The following is a 24,912-nucleotide window of genomic DNA, read 5'->3' on the forward strand; positions in this document are numbered from 1 at the left end:
TTCATGGCCCGCTGATGCGGGCCATTTTATTTCCCGCCTATTTTGCAAACTGGCTCACAGTTTCTCCGCCACGGCCGGTTTGTCCATCTCTACAACCATTAATTTCTGATAACTCGCCGCCAGCCGGAACAATAATCGTTGCCACTCGGTAAAATCCTGCCGGCCCGGAGAAAATGTCCATGAAGAGCAATGCCCTATCGATAAAAGAAAAGATTGGTTACGGCATGGGAGATGCCGGCTGCAACATGATCGGCGGAGCGATCATGCTGTTTCTCAATTATTTTTATACCGACATCTTTGGGCTGACCCCGGCGCTGGTCGGTATCCTGCTGCTGTCGGTCAGGGTGTTGGATGCCATTACCGATCCGATTATGGGCGCGATAGCCGATCGCACGCAAAGCCGTTGGGGGCGCTTCCGTCCCTGGCTGCTGTGGGTTTCGCTGCCCTATGTGCTATTCAGCGTATTGATGTTTACGACGCCGGAATGGAGCTATAACAGCAAGGTGGTCTACGCCTTTGCCACCTACTTTTTGATGTCGCTCACCTATACCGCCATCAACATTCCCTACTGTTCGCTGGGCGGCGTCATCACCGCCGATCCGCACGAGCGGGTATCCTGTCAGTCCTACCGCTTTATCCTGGTCGGCATCGCTACGCTGATCCTGTCGCTGACCCTGTTGCCGATGGCCGAATGGTTCGGCGGCGCCGACAGGGCGCGCGGCTATCAGATGGCCATGGGCGTGCTGGCGCTGATCGCCCTGCTGATGTTCCTGTTCTGCTTTGCCACGGTCAAAGAGCGCATACGCCCGGCGGTGCCGAGCCACGATGCGCTCAAGTCAGATCTGAGAGACGTGTGGAAAAACGATCAGTGGGTGCGCATTCTGCTGCTGACCTTTTGCAACGTATGCCCCGGCTTTATCCGCATGGCGGCGACCATGTATTACGTGACTTACGTAATGCAACAGTCGGCCTCGTTCGCCAGCCTGTTTATCGCGCTGGGCGTCGTCGGCATGATGATCGGCAGCGCGCTGGCGAAACCGCTCACCGATCGCTTCTGCAAACTGAAAGTGTTCTTTTGGACCAACATCCTGCTGGCGGCGTTTTCCTGCGGCTTTTACTTCCTCAACCCGCACCTGACCGCGCTCATCGTGGCCGCCTATTTCCTGCTCAATATCCTGCACCAGATCCCCTCGCCGCTGCACTGGTCGCTGATGGCCGACGTGGACGACTATGGCGAGTGGAAAACCGGCAAACGCGTCACCGGCATCAGCTTCTCCGGCAATTTATTCTTTCTGAAAGTCGGTTTGGCGGTAGCCGGCTCCATGGTCGGTTTCCTGATGTCGATGTCCGGCTACCAGGCGGAGGCCGCCAGCCAAAGCGCCGGCGCGCTCAACTGCATAGTGCTGTTGTTTACCGTTATCCCCGGCATCGGCTACCTGATTACCGCCGGCGTGGTACGCCTGCTGAAGGTCGATCGCCAATTGATGCGGCAAATTCAAATCGATCTGGAAAAGCGCCGCGTTAATTATCAGGAGCTGGTCGACTATCGCGAACAGCAGCTCGAAACCAAACACCCGTAAGGAATCCGCGATGCAAGACTATCCAAATCCCTTTATCGAACAGCGTGCCGATCCGTTCATTTTGCGCCACAGCGATGGTTACTACTACTTCACCGCTTCGGTGCCGGAATACGACCGGCTCGAGCTTCGGCGGGCGCGCAACCTCGCCGATCTGCCGCAGGCCGAGGCCGTTGTGGTATGGCGCAAGCCGCTGCAAGGGCCGATGAGCGCGCTGATCTGGGCGCCGGAGCTGCATTTTATCGACGGCAAATGGTATTTGTATTTCGCCGCCGCCCACAGTCCGGACATCGCCGACGGGTTGTTTCAACACCGCATGTTTGCCCTGGAATGCGACTCTGCCAATCCGCTGAGCGGGGAATGGCAAGAAAAAGGCCGGATTTACAGTCATATCGACAGCTTCTCCCTCGACGCCACGCACTTTTTCCATCGCGGAAAACGCTACTATCTCTGGGCGCAAAAGGATCCGGCCCTGCGCGGCAATTCCAACCTGTATCTGGCGGAAATGGAGAATCCATGGACGTTGAAGGGCCAGCCCGTGATGCTCAGCAAGCCGGAGCTGCCATGGGAAACCCAGGGTTTTTGGGTCAACGAAGGGCCGGCGGTGATCGTCCATGGCCAACGAATATTCATCAGTTATTCCGCCAGCGCCACCGATGAGAATTACTGCATCGGCCTTCTCTGGGCCGATATCGCCGGCGACCTCACCGACGCGGCTCAATGGCACAAGGCCAGCCAACCGATATTCCGCACCTGCGCCAGAAATCGTCAATTCGGACCGGGACACAACAGCTTTACCGTCGATCAACAGGGCCGGGATCTGCTGGTTTACCACGCCCGCAACTACAGGGAAATCGAGGGCGACCCGCTTTATGATCCCAACCGCCATACGCGGATTAAGCCGATAATCTGGGATGAGGAAGGCATGCCGGTTTTGGGTGAACCGCCGGCGGACAACCGCTAGTGGCGCAGGGGGCCCGGCGCACCGAGCCCCCTGCGCGTCAACGCTTATTTACGCAGCGCTTTTACTTGCTCGGCGGTGATATCCGCCGGCAGGCCGCCCCAGGTGACGCGCAGATAGTTCACCAGCTCCGCCAGCTGCGCATCGTCCAGCCGCTCGCCAAAGGCCGGCATGCTCTGCATGCTTTCGCCGTTGGGGAATTGCTGGGCCGGCAACCCGTCCAGCACCGAGACGATCAGGTTCTTGCCGTCCGGCTGGCGCAGCGTCGCGTTGTCGCGCATCGCCACCGCCACGTGCGGCTTGCCCTCGCCGTCTCGCGCATGGCAGCCGGAACACTGGTCCAGATAGCTCAGGCGGCCGGCATCGCTGCCCTGCCCCGCTTTCACCGGCACCGCCGCCGGCGGTTGGTCGCCCATCAGATAGGTGGCCAGCGCCCGATTGTCTTCCGGCGTCAGATAACGAGTGCTGAGATCCACCACCATATGCATTTCGCTGAAGGCGGAACCCTGCGGCGCGATGCCGGTGCCGAGGAAGCGGCCGACGTCCTGCGGCGTCCAGCCGCGCTGCGCCAACCCCTGCGGCGTGATGTCCGGCGCCATAAAGCGCCCGAGGTCGCCGCCCTGCATCGGCTTGCCGAGATCCATCTGCCCCAGCATGCCGCGCGGCGTATGACATTCGCCACAGTGCCCCAACACGTCGGCCAGATAGCGCCCGCGCTGCCACGGCGCCGAATCGCCCTGCGAACTGGCCGGCAGCGGATCTTGGCTACGGAACAGCAGGTTCCAACCGATCAGCGCCATGCGCTGGTTGAACGGGAACGGCATGGCGTTTTCCGGAATGGCGACATCGACCGCCGGGCGCGTCATCAGGTAAGCGTAGATGTCGTCGGCGTCCTGGCGTGACATGCCCTTGTACGAAGTGTAAGGCATCGCCGGGTACAGATGGCGGCCGCCCGGCGCCACGCCCTGGGTCAGCGCCAGGAAGAAATCGTCCTTGGTCCAGCGGCCGATGCCGTGGTCGGCCGAAGGCGTCAGGTTGCTGCCGTAAAGGGTGCCGAACGGCGTTTCCAGCGGATAGCCCCCCGCCAAAGGCGCGCCGCCGCTGGCGGTGTGGCAGGCGGCGCAGTCGGCGGCCCGCGCCAGATAGCGGCCGCGGGCGATCTGTTCGGCGTCGGCGGTCACCTGCTGCACCGGGCCGTCATAGCGGCGATTTTCCCGCCACCACAGCAGCGCGATGACCACAATCGCCACCAGCAGGATCAACAGTGCGAGACGTTTTTTCATTGCGCCGTCTCCTTCAGCAGGCCCGGCGTCTTCAGCACCACGTCGCGCACCGCTTCGTAGTAGCGCACATAGCCGGTACAGCGGCAAATGTGGCTGTCCAGCGCCTGTTCGATGGCGCTTTCCAGCTGTTCGCGGGCGATCGGCTCCCGCTTGAGCTTCTCGACGAAAATCGTGGCGGCGTTGACGAAGCCCGGCGTGCAGTAGCCGCACTGGAAGCTGTAATGCTCCAGAAAAGCCTGCTGGATGGGGGAAAGCGCCACCACCTCGCCCTGCTCATCCACCTTGGCGTGGCCTTCGACGGTACGCACCTTTTTGCCGCTGAAGAAGTGAGCGCCGGTAATGCAGGTGCGCACCTCTTCGCTGGTGCCGCTCGGGTGGTCGACAATCGCCACGCAGGCGTGGCAGATGCCCTGCCCGCAACCGAGGCGCGAGCCGGTCAGGTCGAGATATTCGTGCAGGAAATCGATCATCATCAGCCCTTCCGGCACCTCGATAGGGCCATACTGCTTATCGTTGACGGTCAGGGAAATCGGCTGGGTTTTAATGCTCATTGTAATACCTCACGAATATTTTCTGCACGAACGGGCAAATCACGGAAACGGTGGCCGGTGGCGTCGGCGATGGCGTTGACCAGCGCGGCCACCACCGGGATCATCACCACCTCGGCCATGCCTTTCGGCGGATCGGTTTCCGACAGCGCCGGCAGGATGTCGCCGGTCTGTTTCCACACCGCCACGTCGCTGGCGCGCGGCAGGTGATAACGGTTGAAGTTCCAGGTGCCATTGCCCGGCCCGTCTTCGTACAGCGGTAAATATTCGTGCAACGCATGGCCGATGCCCATCGCCAGGCCGCCCTGCAGCTGGCCGGAAACCAGCTCCGGCACGATCATATTGCCGCATTCCATAATCGAGTGATGATTCAGCAATTCCACCTGGCCGGTGGCGACATCCACCGCCACTTCCGCCAGCGTGCCGACGGCGCTGTAGTAGGTCACCGCCGCGTTGTTGCGCTGGGTCGGCGGATAATAAACCTGCGCGCGCGCCTGGGCGGTGAACTCGCCGCCGGCGTGGCGCAGCGCCAGCCCGTCGATCGGCAGGCGCTCCGCCCGGCCGTTGAGGGTGAAATCGGCCTCCGCCCACTGCCAGCGGTTGAACACGTGTACCGCCGCGCCGGTGACGCCGCCCATCTGATAGGCTTTCTTCGCCAATAACTCCAGGCTGAGCACCGACATGCCGGCGGCGGTCAGCCCGCCTTCCACCCAGCGCGCGTCTTCACGGCGCACCACCAGCGGCGCCGCCTGGCCGCCGCCGATACCGGCCTGCCACAGCGCCATCGCCGCCGGCCACAGGCCGCGATCGAAGATCAGCCGCGCCGCTTCGCGGGTGCTGTGCGAGAAATAATAGGCCGAGTTGCTGGCGCTGGACGGCGAGCAATAGCTCGGCGTCCAGTTGGGGTTGGTCTGCAGCTTGTCCTGCTCGTCCTGCGACATCAGGTAAGGATCGCCGCTGGTGACCATCGGCAATACCGACCAGTCGGTCACCGAAAAATGCGCCTCGTCCGCCGGCTTGCCCAGCCACTGGGCGCACAGCACCGACTGAGAGGTCGACATGCCGGTGCCCATCTCGGCGCCGCTGTGATGCAGCGTGATGCGCCCGTCTTCGCCCAGCTCGACGCGAGCGAAAGAGGTCTCGGCGCCGGTACCGAAGTCTTTCTGCACGCAGCCGAAACCGACGCCGTAGCGTTTGCCCGGATGCCGGCTTTCAAACTCGGCCTTGCGTTCGGCGCGCTTAAGCCACATTTCATGCCGCGCCGCCTTCTCCAGCACCTCGTCGGCGCGGATGGCGCCGGCGGGAATGGCGCCCTGGGTGTTTTTCATGCCGGATTTCAGCACGTTGCGCAGACGAAACTCGATCGGATCAATCTTCAGCTCGGCGGCCAGCTCATCGACCATCATCTCGGTGGCGGCCATGCTCTGCAGCGTGCCGTAGCCGCGCGCCGAACCGGCGTCGATCGCCCGAGAGGCCAGCCCCACCGATGACAAGTCGCTTTTCGGGAAGTAGTAAATCGACTGGGCGGCGGTGGCGCCCACCATCACCACCGAAGGGGTAAAGTTGCTGCGGCCGCCGCCGTCGGCGGTCATCTCGCCGTGGAACGACTGCAGAACGCCGGTTTGCCGGTTGACCGCGATGCGGTAGCTCATGTCGAAGGCGTGGCGCTTGAGCGCGGTCTGGAACTGCTCGAAGCGGTCGTTGGCCAGCCGCACCGGATGACCGTCGCCGTACATCGCCGCCACCGCGCCGTAATACGGGAAGTTGTAGTGATCTTTCGAGCCGTAGCCCACGGTGTAGCACGGATGCAGGATCAGCTGCTTGACCGGCGGATTGCGCTTGGCCAGCATGCGCGGCATCTCGTCGGCCACCTCCTGCGGCGACTGGGTCGGCACCACCAGGTGCAGCGTCTGCGTCGCGGGGTCGAACCAGCCGTTGGCGTTGTCCGGCTCCAGCGCCGAGGTATCGATGGACTGCGTGGTGTAGCGGCGCGACATCACCAGCCAATCATCCGGCGGGGTCGCCAGCTCGGCGGCGATCGTGCCGGCATAATGCATGCCCTCCTGATCCAGCTTGCCGCCCTCGCGGCCTTCCGGCCACACCGGCAGGTGTTTTTTCATCGATACCGGGAAGATCGGCGTGTCTTTCAGGCTGGAAAAGCGATCGTCATCGAACGGCCGGTCGCCGCCCACCCGCACATAGCGGAAGCTGCCCCAAGGGTCACGCTCGAGCGGACCGGTCACGGCGCCATATTTGACGCTTTCCTCACGGAATTTCAGCCGGTCCTTGGCGAAGCGGAAACGGGCGAAATCGTGATATATCAGGATCGCCACCGCCTGGCCGAGATAGGCCGGGGTTTTGCCGCTCGGCAGCAGCATGTCGTCGCCGTAGAACGCCGGGAAGGCCAGGCCGTCGCGCGCCAGATCCTCCGCCGTGACCAGCCGATCGGGCTGCAGATCATCACCCAGCAGCGACAGATCGACGCCCTCAAACAGCCGATCGGCCCTGGTGACGCGCAGGATAAAGGCGTGCGCCTGCTTTTGCGGCCAGTGCGGCATATCCACCGCGCGGATGTCTCGGGCGAACACCTTCTGCCCCATCACCTTGGCGCGGCCGTCGATGCGGAAACGCACGCGTTTCGCCTGGGGATCCCAATTGGGCGACTGGAGAATTTTCTGCTCGAACAACGCGGCGTAGGCGCGGCTGTACAAGGGAGCGAGGTAGACGGATACCCCCGCTATCACGGCGCTTTTGATGAAGCGGCGCCGCGACGGGTTAAAATTGCTCATAAAAAGTCCTTCACATCTTTATTGTAGTTTTGTGTTCGCGGTGTTGTTGCGCAAACGCTGACGACCTTGCCGTAGACGTCATAAGCATATGCTTATAACCAAAATTATGTGATGATTAACATCCTGTTTTCAACAAAAATACATCTCAAAAACACATATAGTTTGTATGCTAATAGAAAGTTTGCGCAAACGCGGAACATGAGACATGACGACAGGTATTCTTATCGCCGCCGCCGGGCGCGGTGAACGCTTCGTTCGGGCCGGCGGCCAGGGCAACAAGTTAAACGCCGAATTTGCCGATGCGGCGGGCCTGCAACGCCCGCTGTTCGAGCACACGCTGCGCCAGGCGCTGGCGTCCGGCCTGCCGGTGCGGGTGGTGACCCGGCCGGATAATCTGCAGGTGCAGCGAGTCTGCGGCGCGTATCAGGTGCCGGTGACGCTGCTGGCCAGCGCCGGGCTGGGGGAATCCATCGCCGCCGGCGTAGCCGCCACCCCGCACTGGCGAGGCTGGTTGGTCCATCTGGCGGATATGCCGTTCGTCACGCCGGATATCTTCCTGCTGGTCGCCGACGCCCTGCAGCGCCACCCGATTGTCCGCCCCTGCGTGGGGCAACTGCCCGGCCATCCGGTCGGTTTTTCCGCTCTATTGCGCAAAAGCCTTTGCCGATTGCGCGGCGATAATGGCGCACGCGCGCTGCTGCAAGAGGAAGCGGTTTACCTGCTGCCGCTTGATCGGGCAGGCGTGGTACAGGATATTGATCTTCCGTCACAGCTACCGGCCAGCGAGTAAATTCAGCTATGCAACATCTTGATGTCACCGTGGTCAGCCAGGCGATAAGCTGGCTGCAGCAGCAGCCGGTGTGGCTGTGCACCGTACTCGCCACCTACGGCTCTTCGCCGCGTTCGCCGGGCGCCCTGATGGCGGCCACGCGCGACGGGCGCTACAGCGGCTCGCTATCGGGCGGCTGCGTTGAGGAAGACTTTCTGCGGCGCGTGGCCGCCGGGGAATATCAGGCGGCCAGCCAGGTGATCCGCTACGGCGAGGGCGGCATGGAGCCGAACGTGGCGCTGCCCTGCGGCGGCGTGCTGGACGTGCTGATCGAATACCTGCCGGCCGGCGAAGCCAGCATCGCTTACCTGGCCCGCATCGCCGGCGCGCTGGACGGGCATCATGCGTTGGTCAAGCGCCTGACGCCGCCCGCCGCCTGCAGCAGCCTGGAGCCGAGCGATTTCACCAGCGCCACCCGGGTTGAACGCCGCCGGCAGCAGATCACGCTGCATATCGCCGCCGCGCCGCGCCTGCTGATCGCCGGGCTGTCCAGCGTCGCCTTGTACTGCGCAGATTTCGCCGCGGCGCTGGGTTTTGAGGTGCTGGTATGCGAAAACCGCCCCGATGCGCTGGATAACTTCGCCGCTCAGCTTAAACCCCACGTGACCCTGCTGCGCCAGTTCCCGGCCAAGTTCATCGAGGACGGCGGCTGCCACGCCAATACCGCCGTTGTGGCGCTGACTCACGATCCGCGCATGGACGATCTGACATTGATGGAGGCGATCCACACGCCGGCGTTTTATATCGGCGCCATGGGCTCGTTGAGAAACAGCGCGCGGCGTCGCCAGCGGCTGCAGCAAATCGCCGAGTTTACCCCGCAGGATTTGGCGCGGATCCACGCGCCGATCGGGCTGCCGCTGGGCAGTAAAACCCCGGCGGAGATCGCGCTGGCGGTAATGGCGGCCATCGTGCAGCAGAAAAACCGCACGCCGGCCGCCGAACCGATCAACGCAGCGGCGTCACCGGCACCAGATGTTGCAACGCCAGATGCAGCTCCTCCCGCTCGTTCAGCGAATAGCTGAACATCGTCAGGTCTGGCCCGTCGCCGCGCGCCAGGCCGAGCTCGGGCAAAATCTGGGTGTAGATATGGATGATATGGTCGTTTAGCGCCACCGGTTTGCCGGCATAGCAGAAGCGGCAAAAATCGCCGTGAATATCCGGCAAGCGTTCCAGTTCCGCATCCTCATTGAGCGGGCAATCCGCCGTCACGCCGAGGGCGTAATCCACTCTGACCTGCTCTCCGTCCGGGATCAGCTGCGTAAACGAATAGGTCAGCCCAGGGCGCCCGCCCAGCTGCGCATAGAACTGCTCCCGGATCCCGCTGCGAATATGCAGATGTGACTTTTCCAGATGTTCGATATCCAGATGGTAGGCGTAACGTTTTCCCCGGAGAACATACTGGCCCGGCGCGATGCTGACGCGATCGACCTGAATATCGCCGGGTTGGTTGGCCGACAGCGAGCGAACCAGGTTGCTGTAATCCTGATTGCGGGCATGACGATAGGCGCTGGGGGATTCGGCAAAGTGTTTCTTGAAACAGCGGGAGAAGGTTTGCTGATTATCAAACTGATAATCAATGGAAATGTCGAGAATGCTTTTCTGCGTGAAACGCAGGGCGAAGGCGGCGAGATACAGGCGGCGAGCGCGAATGTACGAAGCCAGCGACAAGCCGGTCTGCTTTTTGAACATTCGCTGCAGATACCATTTTGTGTAGCCGGATTTGGCGGAGACGATATCCAATGACAGCGGATTGGTCAGGTTATCTTCAATCCAGACCAGCAGTTCCCTGATATGACTTTCCTGCGTTCCCATGTGCTTGCCGAGCCTTATTTTCCAAATATACCTTTGTGCGCGTTTTACTGCTTTGCACGTAGGGTATACAGGTTAAAACTTGGCGTCCAGCAGGCTACAGGACTTTACACTGGGGATAAATTTGCCGCCCGCCAGCGGGCGGCAACTATTTTCTGCCGCTACTTCAAACAGCTGGAACACTGGCCGGCCTGGATCTTCTGGAAGAAGTCATTGCCTTTGTCATCGACCAGAATAAACGCCGGGAAATCTTCCACTTCGATTTTCCAGATCGCTTCCATGCCCAGTTCAGGGTATTCCACGCACTCCAGGCTTTTGATGCTCTGCTGCGCCAGCACCGCGGCCGGGCCGCCGATGCTGCCGAGGTAGAAGCCGCCGTGCTTGTTGCAGGCGTCGGTCACCTGCTGGCTGCGGTTGCCCTTCGCCAGCATGATCATGCTGCCGCCGTGCGACTGCAGCAGATCGACGTAGGAATCCATACGCCCGGCGGTGGTCGGGCCCAAAGAACCCGACGCGTAACCGTCCGGGGTTTTAGCCGGGCCGGCGTAGTAGATCGGGTGATCCTTGACGTACTGCGGCAAGCCTTCACCACGGTCCAGGCGCTCTTTCAGCTTGGCGTGCGCGATATCGCGGCCGACGATGATGGTGCCGCTCAGCGACAGGCGAGTGGATACCGGATACTGCGACAGCTGCTTGAGGATATCGCGCATCGGGCGGTTGAGGTCGATTTTGATCGCCTCGCCTTCCCCGGCCTGACGCAGCTCCTGCGGAATAAACTTGCCCGGATTATGCTCCAGCTTCTCCAGCCAGATGCCGTCGCGGTTGATCTTGCCCTTGATGTTGCGGTCGGCGGAGCAGGATACCCCCATGCCGACCGGGCAAGAGGCGCCGTGGCGCGGCAAGCGCACCACGCGGATATCGTGCGCGAAGTATTTGCCGCCGAACTGGGCGCCCAGCCCCAGATTCTGCGCCTCTTTCAGCAGCTCTTCTTCCAGCGCCACGTCGCGGAACGCCTGACCGTGCTCATTGCCTTCGGTCGGCAGGCCGTCGTAGTACTTGGTCGAAGCCAGCTTGACGGTTTTCAGCGTAGATTCCGCCGAAGTGCCGCCGATCACGAACGCCACGTGGTACGGCGGGCAGGCCGCCGTGCCGAGAGTGCGCATTTTGTCGACCAGGTAGCTTTTCAGCTTGCCCGGCGACAGCAGCGCCTTGGTTTCCTGATACAGGTAAGTTTTGTTGGCCGAACCGCCGCCTTTGGCGATGCACAGGAATTTGTATTCTTCACCGTCCACGCTGTAGAGATCGATCTGCGCCGGCAGGTTGCTGCCGGTGTTGACCTCTTTATACATGTCGAGCGCGGCGTTCTGCGAATAGCGCAGGTTGTCTTCGATATAGGTGTTGTATACCCCGCGCGACAACGCCGCCTCGTCACCGCCGCCGGTCCAGACGCGCTGGCCCTTTTTGCCGACGATGATCGCCGTGCCGGTGTCCTGGCAGGTCGGTAAAATACCCTTGGCGGCGATTTCTGAGTTACGCAGAAATTGCAGCGCAACGTACTTGTCGTTTTCGCTGGCGTCCGGATCCTTGAGAATGTCGGCAACCTGCTGCTGGTGCGCCGGGCGCAGCATGAACGACGCGTCGTGGAACGCATGCTGGGCAAGCAGGGTCAGCGCTTCGGGGGCGACCTTGAGGATCTCCTGGCCTTCAAACTCGCTCACGGCAACGTGATCGCGGCTCAGCAGATAGTATTCGGTATCGTCTTTCTTCAGTGGGAACGGATCTTGATAATGGAACGGTTTATTCGACATTGATCTCTCACTTGCAACATCAGCTGCGTTAAATTCACACTTGCGGCGCGGCTCAGGCGCGCTCTGTCAAAAAACTGCCCCCACCTTACGGTTTTTTAATCAGTCGGTTATTGCGCCAAATCGCAAAATAACCGCTCTTATCGTAAGGGAAAGCGTGGGCGGCGTTTCAACCTGGTCCGGTGAGAACTGCGGGTACAGGCTCATCATGCACGCTTTATTATCCCGCAGTTAACACATTGATTACAATCCATCGACGACGATCGGGTTATCAATGCGCTAAAAAACCTGTGCCCAGTCCCCCGCATCATTTGCCTCGGCGGCTTATTGCCAGCCGCTGCGCCATTGCTTAAGCTAGCCGCAATGAACAAACCAAGAATCCCCATAGCGCTGCAACAGGCGGTGATGCGTTGCCTGCGGGACAAGCTGCAGCTGGCCCGTCAGCATTTTGCCGTCGAGTTCCCCGAGCCGAAAATCATCTACCAGCAACGCGGCACCAGCGCGGGCACCGCCTGGCTGCAGGCCTGGGAAATCCGCCTGAACCCGGTGCTGCTGATGGAAAACCAACAGCCGTTTATCGACGAAGTGGTGCCGCATGAGCTGGCGCACCTGCTGGTGTTCCGGCAGTTTGGCCGCGTGGCGCCACACGGCCGCGAATGGCGCTGGATGATGGAAAGCGTGTTGCGGGTGCCCGCCAGCCGCACTCACCAGTTTGAAATCGCTTCGGTGCAGAGCAAAACCTTTCCCTACCGCTGCGGCTGCCAGCGGCACCAGCTTACCGTACGCCGCCACAACCGCGTGCTGCGCGGCGAGAGCGAGTACCGCTGCCGCCAGTGCGGTGAAAAGCTGAAATTTCTCGCTAGCGAAAGCCTTTAGCCTAACGATTTATCCGTTAAAACAAGTGAATATCGCCGTTTGCCACTGCCGATAACTTCCGTTACCCTGCCTGCTTTTCCAATTTCGAGCTGTTTTGGAATATGCTTCGCAAAATTTTGTTTATGGTGGTTTTCGCTGCCGGCGCCGCTCAGGCGCACGGCATCAATAATTTCTCGCAGGCCAAGGCGGCGGCGGCCAAAATCAACCGGGACGCCCCCGGCAGCTTCTACTGCGGCTGCCGCATCGACTGGCAGGGCAAAAAGGGCGTCCCCGATCTCGCCAGCTGCGGCTATCAGGCACGTAAAAACGCCCAGCGCGCCCAGCGCATCGAGTGGGAGCACGTGGTGCCGGCCTGGCAGTTCGGCCATCAGCTGCAGTGCTGGCAACAGGGCGGCCGCAAGAACTGCAATAAGGACGCCGGCTACCGCCAAATCGAAACCGATCTGCATAATCTGCAGCCGGCGATCGGCGAAGTGAACGGCGATCGCAACAACTTCATGTACAGCCAGTGGCGTGGCGGTGAAGGCCAGTATGGCCAGTGCCCGATGAAAGTGGACTTCAAAAACAAGCAGGCGGAGCCGCCGGCCCGTGCGCGCGGCGCCATCGCGCGCACCTATTTCTATATGCGCGACCGCTACCAGCTGCGCCTTTCGCGCCAGCAAACCCAGCTGTTCGAGGTGTGGAACCGCCAGTATCCGGTCAGCCAGTGGGAATGTCAGCGCGAAGCACGTATCGCCAAGGTTCAGGGCAACCATAACCCCTATATTCAACAGGCTTGTCAGCGGCGAAAAAGCTAACCGTTGGGTATATACTCTTTTTTTTCAAGCCGCAGCGCCGATAGCTGCAAGTTCGTCAGGATCAAACAATCACATGCGTATACCCCGCATTTATCATCCGCAGCCGTTGACTGGCCATGCGGAAATCGCCCTGAGCGAAGACGCCGCCAACCACGTTGGGCGCGTGCTGCGCATGAGCGCCGGCCAGGCGCTGGAACTGTTCGACGGCAGCAATCAGGCGTTCGACGCCGAGATAGTCCGGGTGGACAAAAAAAGCGTTCAGGTGCGTTTAGGCGCCGCCCGGGAGGATGACCGCGAGTCGCCGCTCAACCTGCATCTGGGCCAGGTTATCTCGCGCGGCGAGAAAATGGAGTTCACCATTCAGAAATCCATCGAGCTGGGCGTCAACGTCATCACCCCGCTGTTTTCCGAACGCTGCGGCGTAAAACTGGACGGCGAGCGCCTGGCGAAAAAAATTCAACAGTGGCAGAAAATCGCCATCGCCGCCTGCGAACAGTGCGGCCGCAACCGCCTCCCGGAAATCCGCGAGGCGATGCAGCTGGAGGCCTGGTGCGCCGAACAGGCCGACGGCCTGAAGCTCAACCTGCACCCGCGCGCCAGCCACAGCATCAACACCCTGCCGCTGCCGGTGGAACATGTCCGCCTGCTGATCGGCCCGGAGGGCGGTTTATCCGCCGACGAAATTGCGATGACCACAGGCCACGGATTTACTGATATCCTGCTGGGGCCACGCGTTCTGCGTACAGAAACCACAGCGCTCACCGCAATTACCGCTTTGCAGGTACGTTTCGGCGATCTGGGTTAAAGGAGAAAAGATGATTAAGCTCGGCATCGTGATGGACCCTATCGCCTCCATCAACATCAAGAAAGACACCAGCTTCGCCATGCTGCTCGAAGCGCAGCGCCGTGGCTGGGAACTGCACTATATGGAGATGAACGATCTCTATCTGCACGCCGGGGACGGCCGCGCCCGCACCCGCCTGCTGAGCGTCAAGGAAGACAAGGAGAGCTGGTTCAGCTTCGGCGCAGAGCAGGATCTGGCGCTGCAGGATCTGGACGTGATCCTGATGCGCAAGGACCCGCCGTTCGATACCGAATACATCTACGCGACCTACATTCTGGAGCGCGCGGAGGTGAAAGGCACGCTGGTGGTCAACAAGCCGCAAAGCCTGCGCGACTGCAACGAGAAGCTGTTCACCGCCTGGTTCCCGGAACTGACGCCGGACACGTTGGTCAGCCGCAGCGCCGCGCATATCCGCAAATTCCACCAGCAGCACGGCGACGTTATCCTCAAGCCGCTGGACGGCATGGGCGGCGCGTCAATCTTCCGCGTGAAGCAGGACGATCCGAACCTGTCGGTGATCATCGAGACCCTGACCGAACACGGCAGCCGCTTCTGCATGGCGCAGAACTTCCTGCCGGCGATCAAGGAAGGCGACAAACGCATCCTGGTGGTCGACGGTGAGCCGGTGCCTTACTGCCTGGCGCGCATTCCGGCGCAGGGTGAAACGCGCGGCAACCTGGCGGCCGGCGGCCGCGGCGAAGCGCGCCCGCTGAGCGAAAGCGACTGGAAAATCGCCCGGGCCGTCGCGCCGACGCTGAAAGAGAAAGGGCTGATTTTCGTTGGCCTGGACGTGATCGGCGATCGTCTGACCGAGATCAACGTCACCAGCCCAACCTGCGCGCGCGAGATCGAAGCCGCCTTCCCGATCTCCATCACCGGTATGCTGATGGACGCCATAGAAAAGCGTCTGGCGGCGAAGTAATCCGCAACGCGGGCGGCAAAACCGCCCGCGATCCTGGCCTGGGCGCGCCGCCGCCGTCGGCCTCTGCCGGCCGGGCTGCGGCTTGAAAGGTTAGGGATATGGCCGCATACTGGCGGCTGTTTAACTTCACACCCATTGATTACCTTAATAACGCCATGAATTTACAGCACCATTTTCTGATTGCCATGCCATCACTTCAGGATCCCCGCTTCAAGCGCTCGGTGATTTATGTCTGCGAGCACAACGAAGAAGGCGCCATGGGGCTGGTGATCAATAAGCCGGTGGAGCAGTTCACGGTGGCGACGGTGCTGAACAAGCTGAAGATCATGCCGCCGGCGCGCGATCCGGCTATCAGCCTCGACAAGCCGGTGTTTGCCGGCGGACCGCTGGCGGACGACCGCGGTTTTATCCTGCATACTCCGCGCAAAGGCTTCGGCTCCAGCATTCAAATTTCGCCGCACACCATGATCACCACCTCGAAAGACGTGCTGGAGACGCTGGGCACCCCGGAGCAGCCGGACGACGTGCTGGTGGCGCTGGGCTACGCCGGCTGGGAAAAGGGCCAGCTGGAACAAGAGGTGCTGGAGAATGCCTGGCTGACCATCGAGGCCGACCCCGACATTCTGTTCCATACGCCGATCGCCAGCCGCTGGCGCGAGGCCGCCAACCGCCTGGGCATAGACATCCGCAGCATCGCCAACCACGCAGGACACGCCTGATGAGCAACCGCACCATTATCGCCTTCGATTTCGGCACCAAAAGCATCGGTGCGGCCATCGGCCAGGAACTGACCGGCAGCGCCCGCGCGCTGGCGGCCTTCAAAGCGCAGGACGGTTCGCCGGACTGGCAAAAAATCGAAAAGCTGCTGAAAGAGTGGCAACCGGACCTGGTGGTGGTCGGCCTGCCGCTGAATATGGACGGCACCGAACAGCCGGTTACCGAGCAGGCGCGCAAGTTCGCCAACCGCCTGCACGGCCGCTTTGGCGTGCAGATTGCGTTGCACGACGAACGCCTGAGCACCGTTGAGGCCCGCGCCAACCTGTTCGACCGCGGCGGTTTCCGCGCGCTGGACAAAGGCAGCGTAGACTCCGCTTCCGCGGTGGTCATTCTGGAAAGCTGGTTCGAAAAGCAACTGGGCTAACCGCCCGTTCTCGTTCTCCCCTGTCCCCCAGCAAACCGGCGTCGATCCGCTGCTGCAGGCCCTGTTCAAAGGTCTGCATGCCGGACTGCGCGCCGGTTTGCAGCACGCTGGCAAGCTGGTGGTTTTTGCCTTCGCGGATCATGCTGCTGACCGCCGCCGTCGCCGTCAGCACTTCAAAAATCGCCAGCCGGCCGCCGCCGGGGCGCCCGATCAGCTTCTGTGCGATCACCGCCTGCAGACTGCCGGCCAGTTGGGCGCGTACGTAGGGCTTCTCCTCCGCCGGAAAGACGTCCACCAGCCGCTCAATCGCCTGCGGCGCGTTGCGGGTATGCAGCGTCGCCAGCACCAGATGCCCGGTTTCCGCCGCGGTGAGCGCCAGGCGAATGGTGGCGGTGTCGCGCAGTTCCCCCAGCAGGATCACGTCCGGATCCTCCCGCAGCGCGGCGCGCAACGCATCATCAAAGCTGTGGCTGTCGCGGCCGAGCTCACGCTGCTGGATCAGCGAACGTCGGCTGTGATGCACAAACTCGATGGGGTCCTCCAACGTGAGAATATGCCGCCGCTGGTGGCGGTTAATCTCGTCGATCATCGCCGCCAGCGTGGTGGATTTGCCGCTGCCGGTGGCGCCGGTGACCAATATCAGGCCGTCTTCGCGCCGCAGCAGCGCCGGGATAATCTCCGGCGCCGCCAAGGCCGCCAGCGTCGGGCACTCGCTGGCTATCCTTCGCAGCGCCAGGGAAATACCCTCGCGTTGTAAAAACGCGTTGGCGCGCAGCCGCAAACCGCCCGGCAATTGCAGCGCCAGATCGAGCTGCCCGCGCTGCTGCAGTTCGCGGCGCTGCGAAGGCGCCAGCAGCCGGTCGCACAGGGCCAGCATGCGCTCCGGCCTCAGGCTTTCCGCCCCTTCGAGCGGCCGCAATTCACCGTCGATGCGCAACATCGGCGGATGACCGGCACAAAGGTGCAGATCGGAAGCATTATGCTTTACACTAAGGGCCACGAATTCATCGATATCCATATCAATCTCCTGGGTCAATAATGAGCACTATTCAACAGAACCTGCAGGATGTCAGAAACCGCATTGCGTCGGCCGCTCGAGACTGCGCGCGCGCGCCAGAAGAAATTACCCTGCTTGCCGTCAGCAAAACCAAACCTGTGGCGGCGATCGCAGAAGCCATCGCCGCCGGCCAACGGGCGTTTGGTGAAAACTACGTGCAGGAAGGGGTCGATAAAATTCAGCATTTCGCCGCGTCGCCGCAGGCCGCCTGGCTGGAATGGCACTTTATCGGCCCGCTGCAATCCAATAAGAGCCGGCTGGTGGCGGAGCACTTCGCCTGGTGCCACACGCTGGACCGGCTGCGCATCGCCCAGCGCCTGAGCGATCAGCGCCCGGCAGAGATGGCCCCGCTTAACGTGCTGATCCAAATAAATATCAGCGACGAGCAGAGTAAATCTGGCATTGTACTGGATGAGCTGCCGGCGCTGGCCGAGGCGATCGCCGCCCTGCCCAATCTGAGGTTGCGCGGGCTGATGGCCATTCCTGCGCCGGAAGACGATTACCCGCGGCAGCTGGCGGTGTTCGGCCGCATGAACGACGCTTTCCTGGCGCTGCGGCAGCGCTACCCGCAGGTTGATACGCTGTCGATGGGCATGACCGACGACATGGCGGCGGCCATCGCCGCGGGCAGCACCCTGGTGCGTATCGGCACCGCAATTTTTGGCGCCCGTGATTACTCACCGGCCTGACCTATGACGAGGGATTTGATGCAACATCGCAAGATTACCTTTATTGGCGCCGGCAACATGGCGCGCGCTATCATCGCCGGCCTGGTGGCGGGTGGTTATCCGGCCAAATCCATCAGCGTTTACGCCCCCTCGACGAAAAACCGGGACGCGCTGGCGGCGGACTACGGCATCGTCAGCAGCGGCGACAACATCGCCTGCGCGCGCGAAGCCGAAGTCGTGGTGCTGGCGGTCAAACCGCAGATGATGGCGGACGTCTGCCAGCCGCTGCGGGAACAGATCGACTTTTCCGCCAAGCTGGTGCTGTCGATCGCCGCCGGTATTCAGGTCAGCCGCTTTTACCAGCTGCTGGGCGACCGGCTGAATATCGTGCGCATCATGCCGAATACCCCGTCGCTGGTCGGCAAAGGCATGAGCGGCCTGTATGCGCCGCCGCAGGTCAGCCAACAGGATCGCGACTACACCGGCGACCTGATGAGTTCGGTCGGCAAAATCTGCTGGGTGGATGACGAGAACGGCATCAACGGGGTGATCGCCGCGGCCGGCAGCGCGCCGGCCTATTTCTTCCTGTTTATGGAAGCGATGCAAAAAGAAGCCGAACGCATGGGCTTCGATAGCCAGACCGCGCGCGATCTGGTGCAGCAGGCCGCCTCCGGCGCCGCCGCACTGGTCGAGGCCAACCCGGATACGCCATTATCCACCCTGCGCGAACAGGTCACCTCCAAAGGCGGCACCACCGCCGAAGCGCTGCGGGTGTTCAACGAACAGCGACTGCCGGAGACCGTAGCCAAAGCCATGCAGGCGGCGGTTTCCCGTGCGCAGGAAATGGAAAAATCATTTTAAATAACCGAGAGTTAAGGAGAAGGACCACTTCATGCTAACGCTGACTTTTTTGGTCAAGACCGTTATTGATCTGTACGTGATGGTGCTGTTGCTGCGCATTTGGATGCAGTGGACGCGCACCGATTTTTACAACCCGTTCTCACAGTTTGTGGTGAAGATCACCCAGCCGGTGGTCGGGCCGCTGCGCCGCATCATCCCTTCGTTGGGGCCGATCGACAGCGCTTCGCTGCTGCTGGCGTTCCTGCTGATGACCATCAAGTATCCGCTGCTGCTGCTGATTCAGGGCGGCGCGATGTCGCTCAGCCCGTATAATCTGCTGTTCGGCCTGATCTCGCTGGTCAAGTCCGCCGGTTACCTGATCTTCTGGGTGATGATTATCCGCGCGCTGATGAGCTGGATCAGCCAGGGCCGCAGCCCGATCGATTACGTCATGTATCAGCTGACCGAACCCTTGATGGCGCCGATCCGCCGCATCATCCCGGCGATGGGCGGCATCGATTTTTCCGCTATGGTGGTGATCCTGATCCTCTATCTGATCAACTACCTGGGCATGGATCTGTTCGGCGAGATCTGGTTCCTGCTGTGAGTGCGGTCACCCCCGTGCTGGACGGGCTGGCGATCAGGCTATATATTCAGCCGAAAGCCAGCCGCGACCAGATCGTCGGTTTGCATGGCGACGAACTCAAAGTCGCCATTACCGCCCCGCCGGTCGACGGCCAGGCCAACGCTCATCTGATCAAGTTCATCGCCAAGCAGTTCAGGGTGGCGAAAAGCAACGTCACCATCGAGAAAGGCGAACTGGGGCGGCACAAACAGTTACGCATCGTTAATCCGCAACAGATCCCCGCCGTGGTCGCGGCGCTTATAGAATAAAATTCAAGGTAGTCACTATGCAAAAAGTCGTTCTTGCCACCGGTAACCCGGGTAAAGTGCGCGAGCTCGCCGGCCTGCTGGCCGATTTCGGTCTGGACGTGGTCGCACAAACCGAACTGGGCGTGGATCCCGCCGAGGAAACCGGGTTGACGTTTATCGAAAACGCCATCCTCAAGGCGCGCCACGCGGCGCAAATTACCGGTCTGCCGGCGATCGCCGACGACTCCGGCCTGGCGGTGGATGCGCTGGGCGGCGCGCCGGGCATTTACTCCGCGCGCTACGCCGGCGTCGACGCTTCGGACCAGGAAAACCTCGACAAGCTGCTGGCGGCGCTGAAAGACGTGCCGCAGGGCAGCCGCGGCGCGCAGTTCCACTGCGTGCTGGTGTATATGCGCCACGCGGAAGACCCGACGCCGCTGGTGTTCCACGGCAGCTGGGCCGGCGAAATAGCCTTCCAGTCCGCCGGCGAAGGCGGCTTCGGCTATGACCCCATCTTCTACCTGCCGGAGCTGGGCCGCAGCGCCGCCGAACTGAGTCGCGACGAGAAGAGCGCGGTGTCGCACCGCGGCAAGGCGCTGAAGCTGATGCTGGAAGCCATGCGCAATGCTTAAGCTGCCTCCGCTGAGTTTGTACATCCATATCCCGTGGTGCGTGCAGAAATGCCCGTACTGCGACTTCAACTCGCATGCGTTGAAGGGCGAGGTGCCGCATCAGGAGTACGTCGATCACCTGTTGGCCGATTTGGATGCCGACCTGCCGCTGGCCGGCGGCCGGGAAATCAGCACTGTCTTTATCGGCGGCGGCACCCCCAGCCTGCTGAGCGCCGAGGCGATGCAGGCGCTGCTGGACGGCGTGCGCGCGCGCATCGGCGTCGCCGACGACGCCGAAATCACCATGGAAGCCAACCCCGGCACCGTGGAGGCCGATCGCTTCAGCGGCTACCAGCGGGCCGGCGTGAACCGCATTTCCATTGGGGTGCAGAGCTTCAGCGCCGAGAAGTTGACCCGCCTGGGGCGCATTCACGGCCCGGAAGAGGCCAAACGCGCGGCGCACCTGGCCACCGGGCTGGGCTTGCGCAGCTTTAACCTCGATCTGATGCACGGGCTGCCGGACCAGTCTTTGGAAGAGGCGCTGGACGATCTGCGCCAGGCCATCGCCCTCAACCCGCCGCATTTGTCGTGGTATCAGCTGACCATCGAGCCGAACACCCTGTTCAGTTCGCGCCCGCCGGTGCTGCCGGACGACGACGCCCTGTGGGACATCTTCGAGCGCGGCCACCAGCTGTTGAGCGCCGCCGGCTACCAGCAGTACGAGACGTCGGCCTACGCCAAACCGGGTTATCAGTGCCAACACAACCTCAACTACTGGCGCTTCGGCGATTACCTGGGGATTGGCTGCGGCGCGCACGGCAAGCTGACCTTCAGCGACGGCCGCATCCTGCGCACGGCGAAAACCAAGCACCCGCGCGGCTTTATGCAGGGCAAGTATATGGACAAGCAGCATGAGGTAGCGGCCGCGGATCGGCCATTCGAGTTCTTCATGAACCGCTTCCGCCTGCTGGAGGCCGCGCCGCGCGCCGACTTCGTCAACTACGCCGGGCTGGCCGAAAGCGCGATCCGCCCGCAGTTGGATGAAGCGCTGGAAAAGGGTTATCTGAAAGAGACGGCGGAATACTGGCAGATCACCGAGAAAGGCAAGCTGTTCCTCAACTCGTTGCTGGAGCTGTTTCTGGCGGACGAATAAAAAAAAGCGCTGATTAATTCAGCGCTTTTTCATTGGTTTTTCAGGCGGCGTGATGGGGGCGGTGTGTGACATCCCCACGCCCCTTTAGCAGCCCTTCAACGGAAATATCTTCATCCAACATATCCCAATGGATACCGCGGGTACTCAGCTCATATCCGGCGCGCTGCTCATCCGTGGCATTCAGCAAGCGGGGGAACCACGCCAGCGGCACGCCAATGATTCTGGCATCGCTCAGCTCGACCCACATCGTCGCATCGTCAAAACTTACGTTTTTAGCTGAAATACTCATTCCATGCCTCCAAAAACAACCTGTTATGAATCCTAACGATCTCCGTTAATTCCTTTAGGGCTTTAGCGTTAAACCCGTCGTTGCGGGCTAACTGTACCAAAGGGGTCAGCCAAAACTTGGCTTCTGCGTCAGCATCTCGAATATGGATATGCGCCGGTTCAAGCGGATCACCTTCATTCGAGTAAAAAAAGAATTTATAGCCTTTATAACGGAATATCACTGGCATCAATGCAAAATCCTTTTAGCTATTGATTATAGTTTAGCCAGTTTGTCAGATAGCCGTCGAGAGATCAAAAAACGATCGCCCAGCTATATATTCATGTTACTTCAACGCATTAAGCAGGTCTTTACGCTGGGTTTCCAGCCCGGTGACGCGGTTGCACACGTCGCGGCCAAAGTTCTGGAAATCCTGCTCCTGGTTGTTCCATTCGTTCTGGATCGCCTTCTGCAGGCCGCCCAGGTTGCCCATAATCGCCTGCAGCGGGTTGCCGCCGCTGTTGGTCGCCTGCTTGACGCCCATCTCGTTCAGGCTGTCCTGCAGCACGCCGCCCATGCTCTGCTGCACAATGTTGCGGCCGTCCTGCTCGACCTGATCGACCGCCTTGTGGTGGAAGGCCAGCCCGTCGCTGCGGTGTTCGATAATGCGGTTCATCTGCTGCTTGAGCTGGCCGTTCAGGGTGGTCAGGCGGTTGCGCACGTTGCTGTCGCTGCCCAATTCCTTGACGATCACCTTGTCCAGCGCCACGCGGGCTTTCTCCAGGTGCTGCTGGGCGCCGTTGTCGATCCACGGCAGCTCCTTGCGCAGCGCGCTCTGGTAACTGAAGGCTTTCTGACGCTGGCTGTCGTTGAGGCTCAGCGCCTGCCCGTCACGGGTGACGTCGCCGTCCGGCGAAATCTGCAGGTTGCCGCTGGCGCCCGTCACCTGCACGTTCTGCGGGCTGATAATCACGTCGTCCTGGGGTTTAACGCTGCACTGATACTCGGCGTGGGCCTGCGAAGCCGTCAACAGCAGTAAGGCTAACCCGGTTTTCTTTAACATGTCTTCTCCTGACTCCCATCCATGTTGGGATTAAAAAATCGAACGGCTGATACGTTGAGACAACAGTTCCAATGCCGCAGTTCCCGCCAACGAGTTGCCGGAGGCATCCAGTTCCGGCGACCAGACGGCAATCGACAGCTCATCCGGCACGATGGCGACGATGCCGCCGCCCACCCCGGACTTGCCCGGCATCCCCACCCGATAGGCGAACTCCCCCGCGCCGTCGTACATGCCGCTGGTCATCATCAGCGCGTTGATCTGGCGGGCCTGCAGCGGGCTGATCACTTCCTGGCCGCTGAGATCGCGGCCGTGATTGGCCAGATAAACAAAGCCGCGCGCCAATTCCACGCAGCTCATGCGCAGCGCACAGTAGTGGAAATAGGTCTTCAGCACCGTGAGCACGTCGTTCTCGAAGTTGCCGAACGACTTCATCAGGTAGGCGATGGCCGCATTGCGGTCGGAGTGTTCGAACTCGGAGCGCGCCACGCGCGCGTCGTAGGCCAGACAGTCTTCGCCGGTCAGCTGCCGCACCACTTCCAGCATCCGCTGTTTGGGTGCGCTGAGCCGGGTTTGCAGCATGTCGCACACCACCAGCGCGCCGGGGTTGATAAACGGATTACGCGGCTTGCCCTGCTCCATTTCCAACTGCAGCAACGAGTTGAACGGCAGCCCGGAAGGCTCTTTGCCGACCCGCCGCCAAATCTCGTGTTCCTGGTAGCGCGTCAGCGCCAACGTCAGGCTCAGCACCTTGGAAATCGACTGAATGGAGAAACGCTCCATGGCGTCGCCGGCCTGGAACATTTCACCGTCCACGGTGCAGACGGCGATCGCCAACCGGTCGGCGGCCACTTCCGCCAGCGCCGGTATGTAGTCCGCCACTTTCCCCTGGCCTATCAGCGGGCGAACCTGTTGCAGGATGTCGTCCAGCAACGCGTTATCCAATGTTGTTACCACCTCGGTCACACTCCGGCTTTCCCTTCATCTTTCAAGCCGCAGCGTGGTTGGCTGCGTTTGCTCGCCGCCTGGCCGCGGCTTGAAATCTGTGGGACATAAAACAAAGGTGCCGTTAAGGCACCTTAAAATAAATAAGCGCGGCGCGGGCCGCGCTCATCGGGCGAGAGAGATCAGTCCCACCAGATGTCGAACAAATCGCTGACCTTAACCTCGGTCAGGTTGCGCGCTTCCAGCCAGTTTTTCACCAGCTCGCGGTGCTCATCGGTGCAGTGACCGATCTTCTGCAGGCAGATCAGCCCTTCCCACTGCAGGTAGCCGCTGCCGTCAAACGCCAGGCCGTTCGGCTCGATCGCTTCGTCGATGAACGCGTCCAGCGTGCTGTCGATATCTTCAACGGCGGTGCCTTCGGCAAAACGCCAGGCGACGGAGAAACCCAGTTCCTGAAACTCTTCAATGTGCAATTTTTTACGTAAACGACGACTGCGGTTCTTAGCCATTATTCTTTCCTCTCAAACATCAAGTCCCAAACGCCATGTCCCAGGCGCTGGCCGCGTAATTCAAATTTCGTCAGCGGACGCGAGTCCGGGCGCGGCACGTAATCATTATCGCTGGAAAGATTAGCGTAGCCTGGGACCCCGTTCATAACCTCTAACATATGTTCTGCATAAGGTTGCCAGTCGGTGGCCATGTGGAACACGCCGCCCACCTTCAGTTTGCGCAACACCAGCTCGACAAACGGCGTCTGAACGATGCGGCGTTTGTTGTGCCGCGCTTTGTGCCACGGATCGGGGAAGAACAGCTGCACCATGTCCAGCGAACCGTCCGGGATCATATTTTCCAGCACCTCGACCGCGTCGTGACACATCACGCGCAGGTTGCTCAGCCTGGCTTCGTGAGCGTCGGCCAGGCAGGCGCCCACGCCCGGCGAATGCACTTCTATCCCCAAAAAGTTCTGCTGCGGGTTGTTGCCCGCCATGGTCACCAGCGAGGCGCCCATGCCAAAGCCGATCTCCAGCACCGTTGGCGCGTCGCGCCCGAACAGTGCGGCGATGTCGACAGGTTCAGCCTGATACTCCACGCCCATCACCGGCCAATAGTTGTCCAGCGCGTGCTGCTGGCCTTTGGTCAACCGCCCCTGGCGGCGGACAAAACTGCGGATACGGCGCATCGCGCGGCCGTTCTCATCAAATTCCGGGGAGATGACGTCATTAATCATAGTGCTTTCTGTCTGTTTGGCTGCCAATTAG

28 protein-coding genes are annotated in these 24,912 nt (G+C 61.2%); 16 read left to right on the plus strand and 12 right to left on the minus strand.

The features are described from left to right. Positions 1-179: 179 nt before the first annotated feature. Both CKW09_RS20635 and CKW09_RS20640 read left to right on the plus strand, forming a co-directional pair. Positions 180-1,580 carry a glycoside-pentoside-hexuronide (GPH):cation symporter gene (locus tag CKW09_RS20635; protein ID WP_061798601.1) on the plus strand — a complete coding sequence of 467 codons (1,401 nt, stop codon included), beginning with the start codon at positions 180-182 and terminating at the stop codon, positions 1,578-1,580. A gap of 10 nt (positions 1,581-1,590) precedes the next feature. Next, on the plus strand, positions 1,591-2,541 hold the full coding sequence (locus CKW09_RS20640) for a glycoside hydrolase family 43 protein (RefSeq protein WP_095099177.1): 951 nt from the start codon (positions 1,591-1,593) through the stop codon (positions 2,539-2,541). A 44-nt stretch (positions 2,542-2,585) separates the two neighbouring features. Here CKW09_RS20640 and CKW09_RS20645 read toward each other — a convergent pair whose 3' ends face one another. From CKW09_RS20645 to CKW09_RS20655, 3 genes are read right to left on the minus strand one after another with little or no spacing between them, the layout of a single operon-like run. Beyond that, a complete protein-coding gene (locus CKW09_RS20645) occupies positions 2,586-3,821 on the minus strand; it encodes a cytochrome c (RefSeq protein WP_095099179.1) in 1,236 nt (411 codons plus the stop codon). After that, positions 3,818-4,372: a (2Fe-2S)-binding protein gene (locus CKW09_RS20650; protein WP_061798595.1), complete on the minus strand. Its 555-nt coding sequence runs from the start codon at positions 4,370-4,372 to the stop codon at positions 3,818-3,820. Before CKW09_RS20650 ends, CKW09_RS20645 begins: the two co-directional genes overlap by 4 nt. Next, positions 4,369-7,158, minus strand: a complete 2,790-nt coding sequence (locus tag CKW09_RS20655; RefSeq protein WP_061798594.1) for a xanthine dehydrogenase family protein molybdopterin-binding subunit — start codon at positions 7,156-7,158, stop codon at positions 4,369-4,371. Before CKW09_RS20655 ends, CKW09_RS20650 begins: the two co-directional genes overlap by 4 nt. A gap of 205 nt (positions 7,159-7,363) precedes the next feature. Between CKW09_RS20655 and CKW09_RS20660 the strand changes: the two genes are divergently transcribed. Then, positions 7,364-7,948, plus strand: coding sequence for a nucleotidyltransferase family protein (locus tag CKW09_RS20660; protein WP_061798592.1), 585 nt, complete (start codon positions 7,364-7,366; stop codon positions 7,946-7,948). A gap of 8 nt (positions 7,949-7,956) precedes the next feature. After that, on the plus strand, positions 7,957-9,009 hold the full coding sequence (locus CKW09_RS20665) for an XdhC family protein (protein WP_061798590.1): 1,053 nt from the start codon (positions 7,957-7,959) through the stop codon (positions 9,007-9,009). Here the strand turns inward: CKW09_RS20665 and CKW09_RS20670 are convergent. Together CKW09_RS20670 and fumA are read right to left on the minus strand one after the other, a co-directional pair. Beyond that, the gene (locus tag CKW09_RS20670) at positions 8,933-9,799 is read right to left on the minus strand and encodes a helix-turn-helix domain-containing protein (RefSeq protein ID WP_061798588.1); all 867 of its coding nucleotides are present in this window, start codon (positions 9,797-9,799) and stop codon (positions 8,933-8,935) included. The genes CKW09_RS20665 and CKW09_RS20670 overlap by 77 nt on opposite strands. Before the next feature lie 158 nt (positions 9,800-9,957). Continuing rightward, positions 9,958-11,604 (minus strand): class I fumarate hydratase FumA, encoded by a 1,647-nt coding sequence (fumA, locus tag CKW09_RS20675; protein WP_061798586.1) that lies wholly within the window; start codon positions 11,602-11,604, stop codon positions 9,958-9,960. A gap of 360 nt (positions 11,605-11,964) precedes the next feature. Between fumA and CKW09_RS20680 the strand changes: the two genes are divergently transcribed. From CKW09_RS20680 to ruvX, 6 genes are all read left to right on the plus strand, one after another. Next, positions 11,965-12,477: a SprT family zinc-dependent metalloprotease gene (locus CKW09_RS20680; protein WP_061798585.1), complete on the plus strand. Its 513-nt coding sequence runs from the start codon at positions 11,965-11,967 to the stop codon at positions 12,475-12,477. 101 nt (positions 12,478-12,578) lie between these two features. Continuing rightward, the gene (gene endA / locus CKW09_RS20685; RefSeq protein WP_061798583.1) at positions 12,579-13,274 is read left to right on the plus strand and encodes a deoxyribonuclease I; all 696 of its coding nucleotides are present in this window, start codon (positions 12,579-12,581) and stop codon (positions 13,272-13,274) included. A gap of 73 nt (positions 13,275-13,347) precedes the next feature. After that, the gene (gene rsmE, locus CKW09_RS20690) at positions 13,348-14,079 is read left to right on the plus strand and encodes a 16S rRNA (uracil(1498)-N(3))-methyltransferase (protein ID WP_061798581.1); all 732 of its coding nucleotides are present in this window, start codon (positions 13,348-13,350) and stop codon (positions 14,077-14,079) included. 10 nt (positions 14,080-14,089) lie between these two features. After that, complete coding sequence (gene gshB / locus CKW09_RS20695) at positions 14,090-15,040, plus strand: glutathione synthase (protein WP_061798580.1); 951 nt, start codon at positions 14,090-14,092, stop codon at positions 15,038-15,040. Positions 15,041-15,195: 155 nt separating this feature from the next. Then, complete coding sequence (locus tag CKW09_RS20700; protein ID WP_061798700.1) at positions 15,196-15,759, plus strand: YqgE/AlgH family protein; 564 nt, start codon at positions 15,196-15,198, stop codon at positions 15,757-15,759. Beyond that, positions 15,759-16,181, plus strand: coding sequence for a Holliday junction resolvase RuvX (gene ruvX / locus CKW09_RS20705; RefSeq protein WP_061798578.1), 423 nt, complete (start codon positions 15,759-15,761; stop codon positions 16,179-16,181). The genes CKW09_RS20700 and ruvX overlap by 1 nt, the downstream gene beginning before the upstream one ends. Here the strand turns inward: ruvX and CKW09_RS20710 are convergent. Then, a complete protein-coding gene (locus tag CKW09_RS20710) occupies positions 16,144-17,199 on the minus strand; it encodes a type IV pilus twitching motility protein PilT (protein WP_095099182.1) in 1,056 nt (351 codons plus the stop codon). The two genes, ruvX and CKW09_RS20710, sit on opposite strands and share 38 nt — an antisense overlap. 20 nt (positions 17,200-17,219) lie before the next feature. On the opposite strand from CKW09_RS20710, the gene CKW09_RS20715 reads away from it, so the two are divergent. Genes CKW09_RS20715 through hemW form a run of 6 tightly spaced genes read left to right on the plus strand, consistent with a single transcriptional unit; the run spans position 17,220 to position 21,383 of the window. Next, positions 17,220-17,927 carry a YggS family pyridoxal phosphate-dependent enzyme gene (locus tag CKW09_RS20715; RefSeq protein WP_095099185.1) on the plus strand — a complete coding sequence of 236 codons (708 nt, stop codon included), beginning with the start codon at positions 17,220-17,222 and terminating at the stop codon, positions 17,925-17,927. An 18-nt stretch (positions 17,928-17,945) separates the two neighbouring features. Continuing rightward, positions 17,946-18,767, plus strand: a complete 822-nt coding sequence (gene proC / locus CKW09_RS20720; protein WP_061798574.1) for a pyrroline-5-carboxylate reductase — start codon at positions 17,946-17,948, stop codon at positions 18,765-18,767. 31 nt (positions 18,768-18,798) lie between these two features. Continuing rightward, the gene (locus CKW09_RS20725; RefSeq protein ID WP_033635944.1) at positions 18,799-19,353 is read left to right on the plus strand and encodes a YggT family protein; all 555 of its coding nucleotides are present in this window, start codon (positions 18,799-18,801) and stop codon (positions 19,351-19,353) included. Next, a complete protein-coding gene (gene yggU / locus CKW09_RS20730; RefSeq protein ID WP_061798572.1) occupies positions 19,350-19,640 on the plus strand; it encodes a DUF167 family protein YggU in 291 nt (96 codons plus the stop codon). Before CKW09_RS20725 ends, yggU begins: the two co-directional genes overlap by 4 nt. Before the next feature lie 17 nt (positions 19,641-19,657). Then, positions 19,658-20,251, plus strand: coding sequence for an XTP/dITP diphosphatase (locus tag CKW09_RS20735; protein ID WP_061798571.1), 594 nt, complete (start codon positions 19,658-19,660; stop codon positions 20,249-20,251). Then, entirely contained in the window at positions 20,244-21,383 is a 1,140-nt protein-coding gene (hemW, locus tag CKW09_RS20740; RefSeq protein WP_061798569.1) for a radical SAM family heme chaperone HemW, read from the plus strand. Before CKW09_RS20735 ends, hemW begins: the two co-directional genes overlap by 8 nt. 40 nt (positions 21,384-21,423) lie before the next feature. On the opposite strand, the gene CKW09_RS20745 is transcribed toward hemW, so the two are convergent. From CKW09_RS20745 to trmB, 6 genes are all read right to left on the minus strand, one after another. Continuing rightward, positions 21,424-21,672 (minus strand): DUF2442 domain-containing protein, encoded by a 249-nt coding sequence (locus CKW09_RS20745; protein ID WP_061798567.1) that lies wholly within the window; start codon positions 21,670-21,672, stop codon positions 21,424-21,426. Continuing rightward, positions 21,656-21,898, minus strand: a complete 243-nt coding sequence (locus CKW09_RS20750; RefSeq protein WP_061798564.1) for a DUF4160 domain-containing protein — start codon at positions 21,896-21,898, stop codon at positions 21,656-21,658. Before CKW09_RS20750 ends, CKW09_RS20745 begins: the two co-directional genes overlap by 17 nt. A 96-nt stretch (positions 21,899-21,994) precedes the next feature. Beyond that, positions 21,995-22,711, minus strand: coding sequence for a YggN family protein (locus tag CKW09_RS20755; RefSeq protein WP_061798562.1), 717 nt, complete (start codon positions 22,709-22,711; stop codon positions 21,995-21,997). A 30-nt stretch (positions 22,712-22,741) separates the two neighbouring features. Next, complete coding sequence (gene glsB / locus CKW09_RS20760; RefSeq protein WP_061798696.1) at positions 22,742-23,665, minus strand: glutaminase B; 924 nt, start codon at positions 23,663-23,665, stop codon at positions 22,742-22,744. Between the two features lie 170 nt (positions 23,666-23,835). Further along, on the minus strand, positions 23,836-24,162 hold the full coding sequence (locus CKW09_RS20765; protein WP_061798560.1) for a YggL family protein: 327 nt from the start codon (positions 24,160-24,162) through the stop codon (positions 23,836-23,838). Continuing rightward, complete coding sequence (gene trmB / locus CKW09_RS20770) at positions 24,162-24,881, minus strand: tRNA (guanosine(46)-N7)-methyltransferase TrmB (protein WP_061798558.1); 720 nt, start codon at positions 24,879-24,881, stop codon at positions 24,162-24,164. The genes CKW09_RS20765 and trmB overlap by 1 nt, the downstream gene beginning before the upstream one ends. Positions 24,882-24,912: the final 31 nt, after the last annotated feature.

This window comes from Serratia ficaria, from assembly GCF_900187015.1.
Taxonomy (GTDB): domain Bacteria; phylum Pseudomonadota; class Gammaproteobacteria; order Enterobacterales; family Enterobacteriaceae; genus Serratia; species Serratia ficaria.

Bases quoted from the DNA above. Each gene is read 5' to 3' on its own strand.
- CKW09_RS20635 (WP_061798601.1), top strand. From the start codon at position 180: ATGAAGAGCAATGCCCTATCGATAAAAGAAAAGATTGGTTACGGCATG.
- CKW09_RS20755 (WP_061798562.1), bottom strand. From the start codon at position 22,711: ATGTTAAAGAAAACCGGGTTAGCCTTACTGCTGTTGACGGCTTCGCAG.
- CKW09_RS20640 (WP_095099177.1), top strand. From the start codon at position 1,591: ATGCAAGACTATCCAAATCCCTTTATCGAACAGCGTGCCGATCCGTTC.
- CKW09_RS20735 (WP_061798571.1), top strand. From the start codon at position 19,658: ATGCAAAAAGTCGTTCTTGCCACCGGTAACCCGGGTAAAGTGCGCGAG.
- CKW09_RS20765 (WP_061798560.1), bottom strand. From the start codon at position 24,162: ATGGCTAAGAACCGCAGTCGTCGTTTACGTAAAAAATTGCACATTGAA.
- ruvX (WP_061798578.1), top strand. From the start codon at position 15,759: ATGAGCAACCGCACCATTATCGCCTTCGATTTCGGCACCAAAAGCATC.
- CKW09_RS20700 (WP_061798700.1), top strand. From the start codon at position 15,196: ATGAATTTACAGCACCATTTTCTGATTGCCATGCCATCACTTCAGGAT.
- CKW09_RS20750 (WP_061798564.1), bottom strand. From the start codon at position 21,898: ATGCCAGTGATATTCCGTTATAAAGGCTATAAATTCTTTTTTTACTCG.
- CKW09_RS20660 (WP_061798592.1), top strand. From the start codon at position 7,364: ATGACGACAGGTATTCTTATCGCCGCCGCCGGGCGCGGTGAACGCTTC.
- CKW09_RS20655 (WP_061798594.1), bottom strand. From the start codon at position 7,158: ATGAGCAATTTTAACCCGTCGCGGCGCCGCTTCATCAAAAGCGCCGTG.
- rsmE (WP_061798581.1), top strand. From the start codon at position 13,348: ATGCGTATACCCCGCATTTATCATCCGCAGCCGTTGACTGGCCATGCG.
- CKW09_RS20710 (WP_095099182.1), bottom strand. From the start codon at position 17,199: ATGGATATCGATGAATTCGTGGCCCTTAGTGTAAAGCATAATGCTTCC.
- CKW09_RS20680 (WP_061798585.1), top strand. From the start codon at position 11,965: ATGAACAAACCAAGAATCCCCATAGCGCTGCAACAGGCGGTGATGCGT.
- endA (WP_061798583.1), top strand. From the start codon at position 12,579: ATGCTTCGCAAAATTTTGTTTATGGTGGTTTTCGCTGCCGGCGCCGCT.
- fumA (WP_061798586.1), bottom strand. From the start codon at position 11,604: ATGTCGAATAAACCGTTCCATTATCAAGATCCGTTCCCACTGAAGAAA.
- CKW09_RS20725 (WP_033635944.1), top strand. From the start codon at position 18,799: ATGCTAACGCTGACTTTTTTGGTCAAGACCGTTATTGATCTGTACGTG.
- trmB (WP_061798558.1), bottom strand. From the start codon at position 24,881: ATGATTAATGACGTCATCTCCCCGGAATTTGATGAGAACGGCCGCGCG.
- proC (WP_061798574.1), top strand. From the start codon at position 17,946: ATGCAACATCGCAAGATTACCTTTATTGGCGCCGGCAACATGGCGCGC.
- CKW09_RS20670 (WP_061798588.1), bottom strand. From the start codon at position 9,799: ATGGGAACGCAGGAAAGTCATATCAGGGAACTGCTGGTCTGGATTGAA.
- CKW09_RS20650 (WP_061798595.1), bottom strand. From the start codon at position 4,372: ATGAGCATTAAAACCCAGCCGATTTCCCTGACCGTCAACGATAAGCAG.
- hemW (WP_061798569.1), top strand. From the start codon at position 20,244: ATGCTTAAGCTGCCTCCGCTGAGTTTGTACATCCATATCCCGTGGTGC.
- CKW09_RS20715 (WP_095099185.1), top strand. From the start codon at position 17,220: ATGAGCACTATTCAACAGAACCTGCAGGATGTCAGAAACCGCATTGCG.
- CKW09_RS20665 (WP_061798590.1), top strand. From the start codon at position 7,957: ATGCAACATCTTGATGTCACCGTGGTCAGCCAGGCGATAAGCTGGCTG.
- gshB (WP_061798580.1), top strand. From the start codon at position 14,090: ATGATTAAGCTCGGCATCGTGATGGACCCTATCGCCTCCATCAACATC.
- CKW09_RS20645 (WP_095099179.1), bottom strand. From the start codon at position 3,821: ATGAAAAAACGTCTCGCACTGTTGATCCTGCTGGTGGCGATTGTGGTC.
- CKW09_RS20745 (WP_061798567.1), bottom strand. From the start codon at position 21,672: ATGAGTATTTCAGCTAAAAACGTAAGTTTTGACGATGCGACGATGTGG.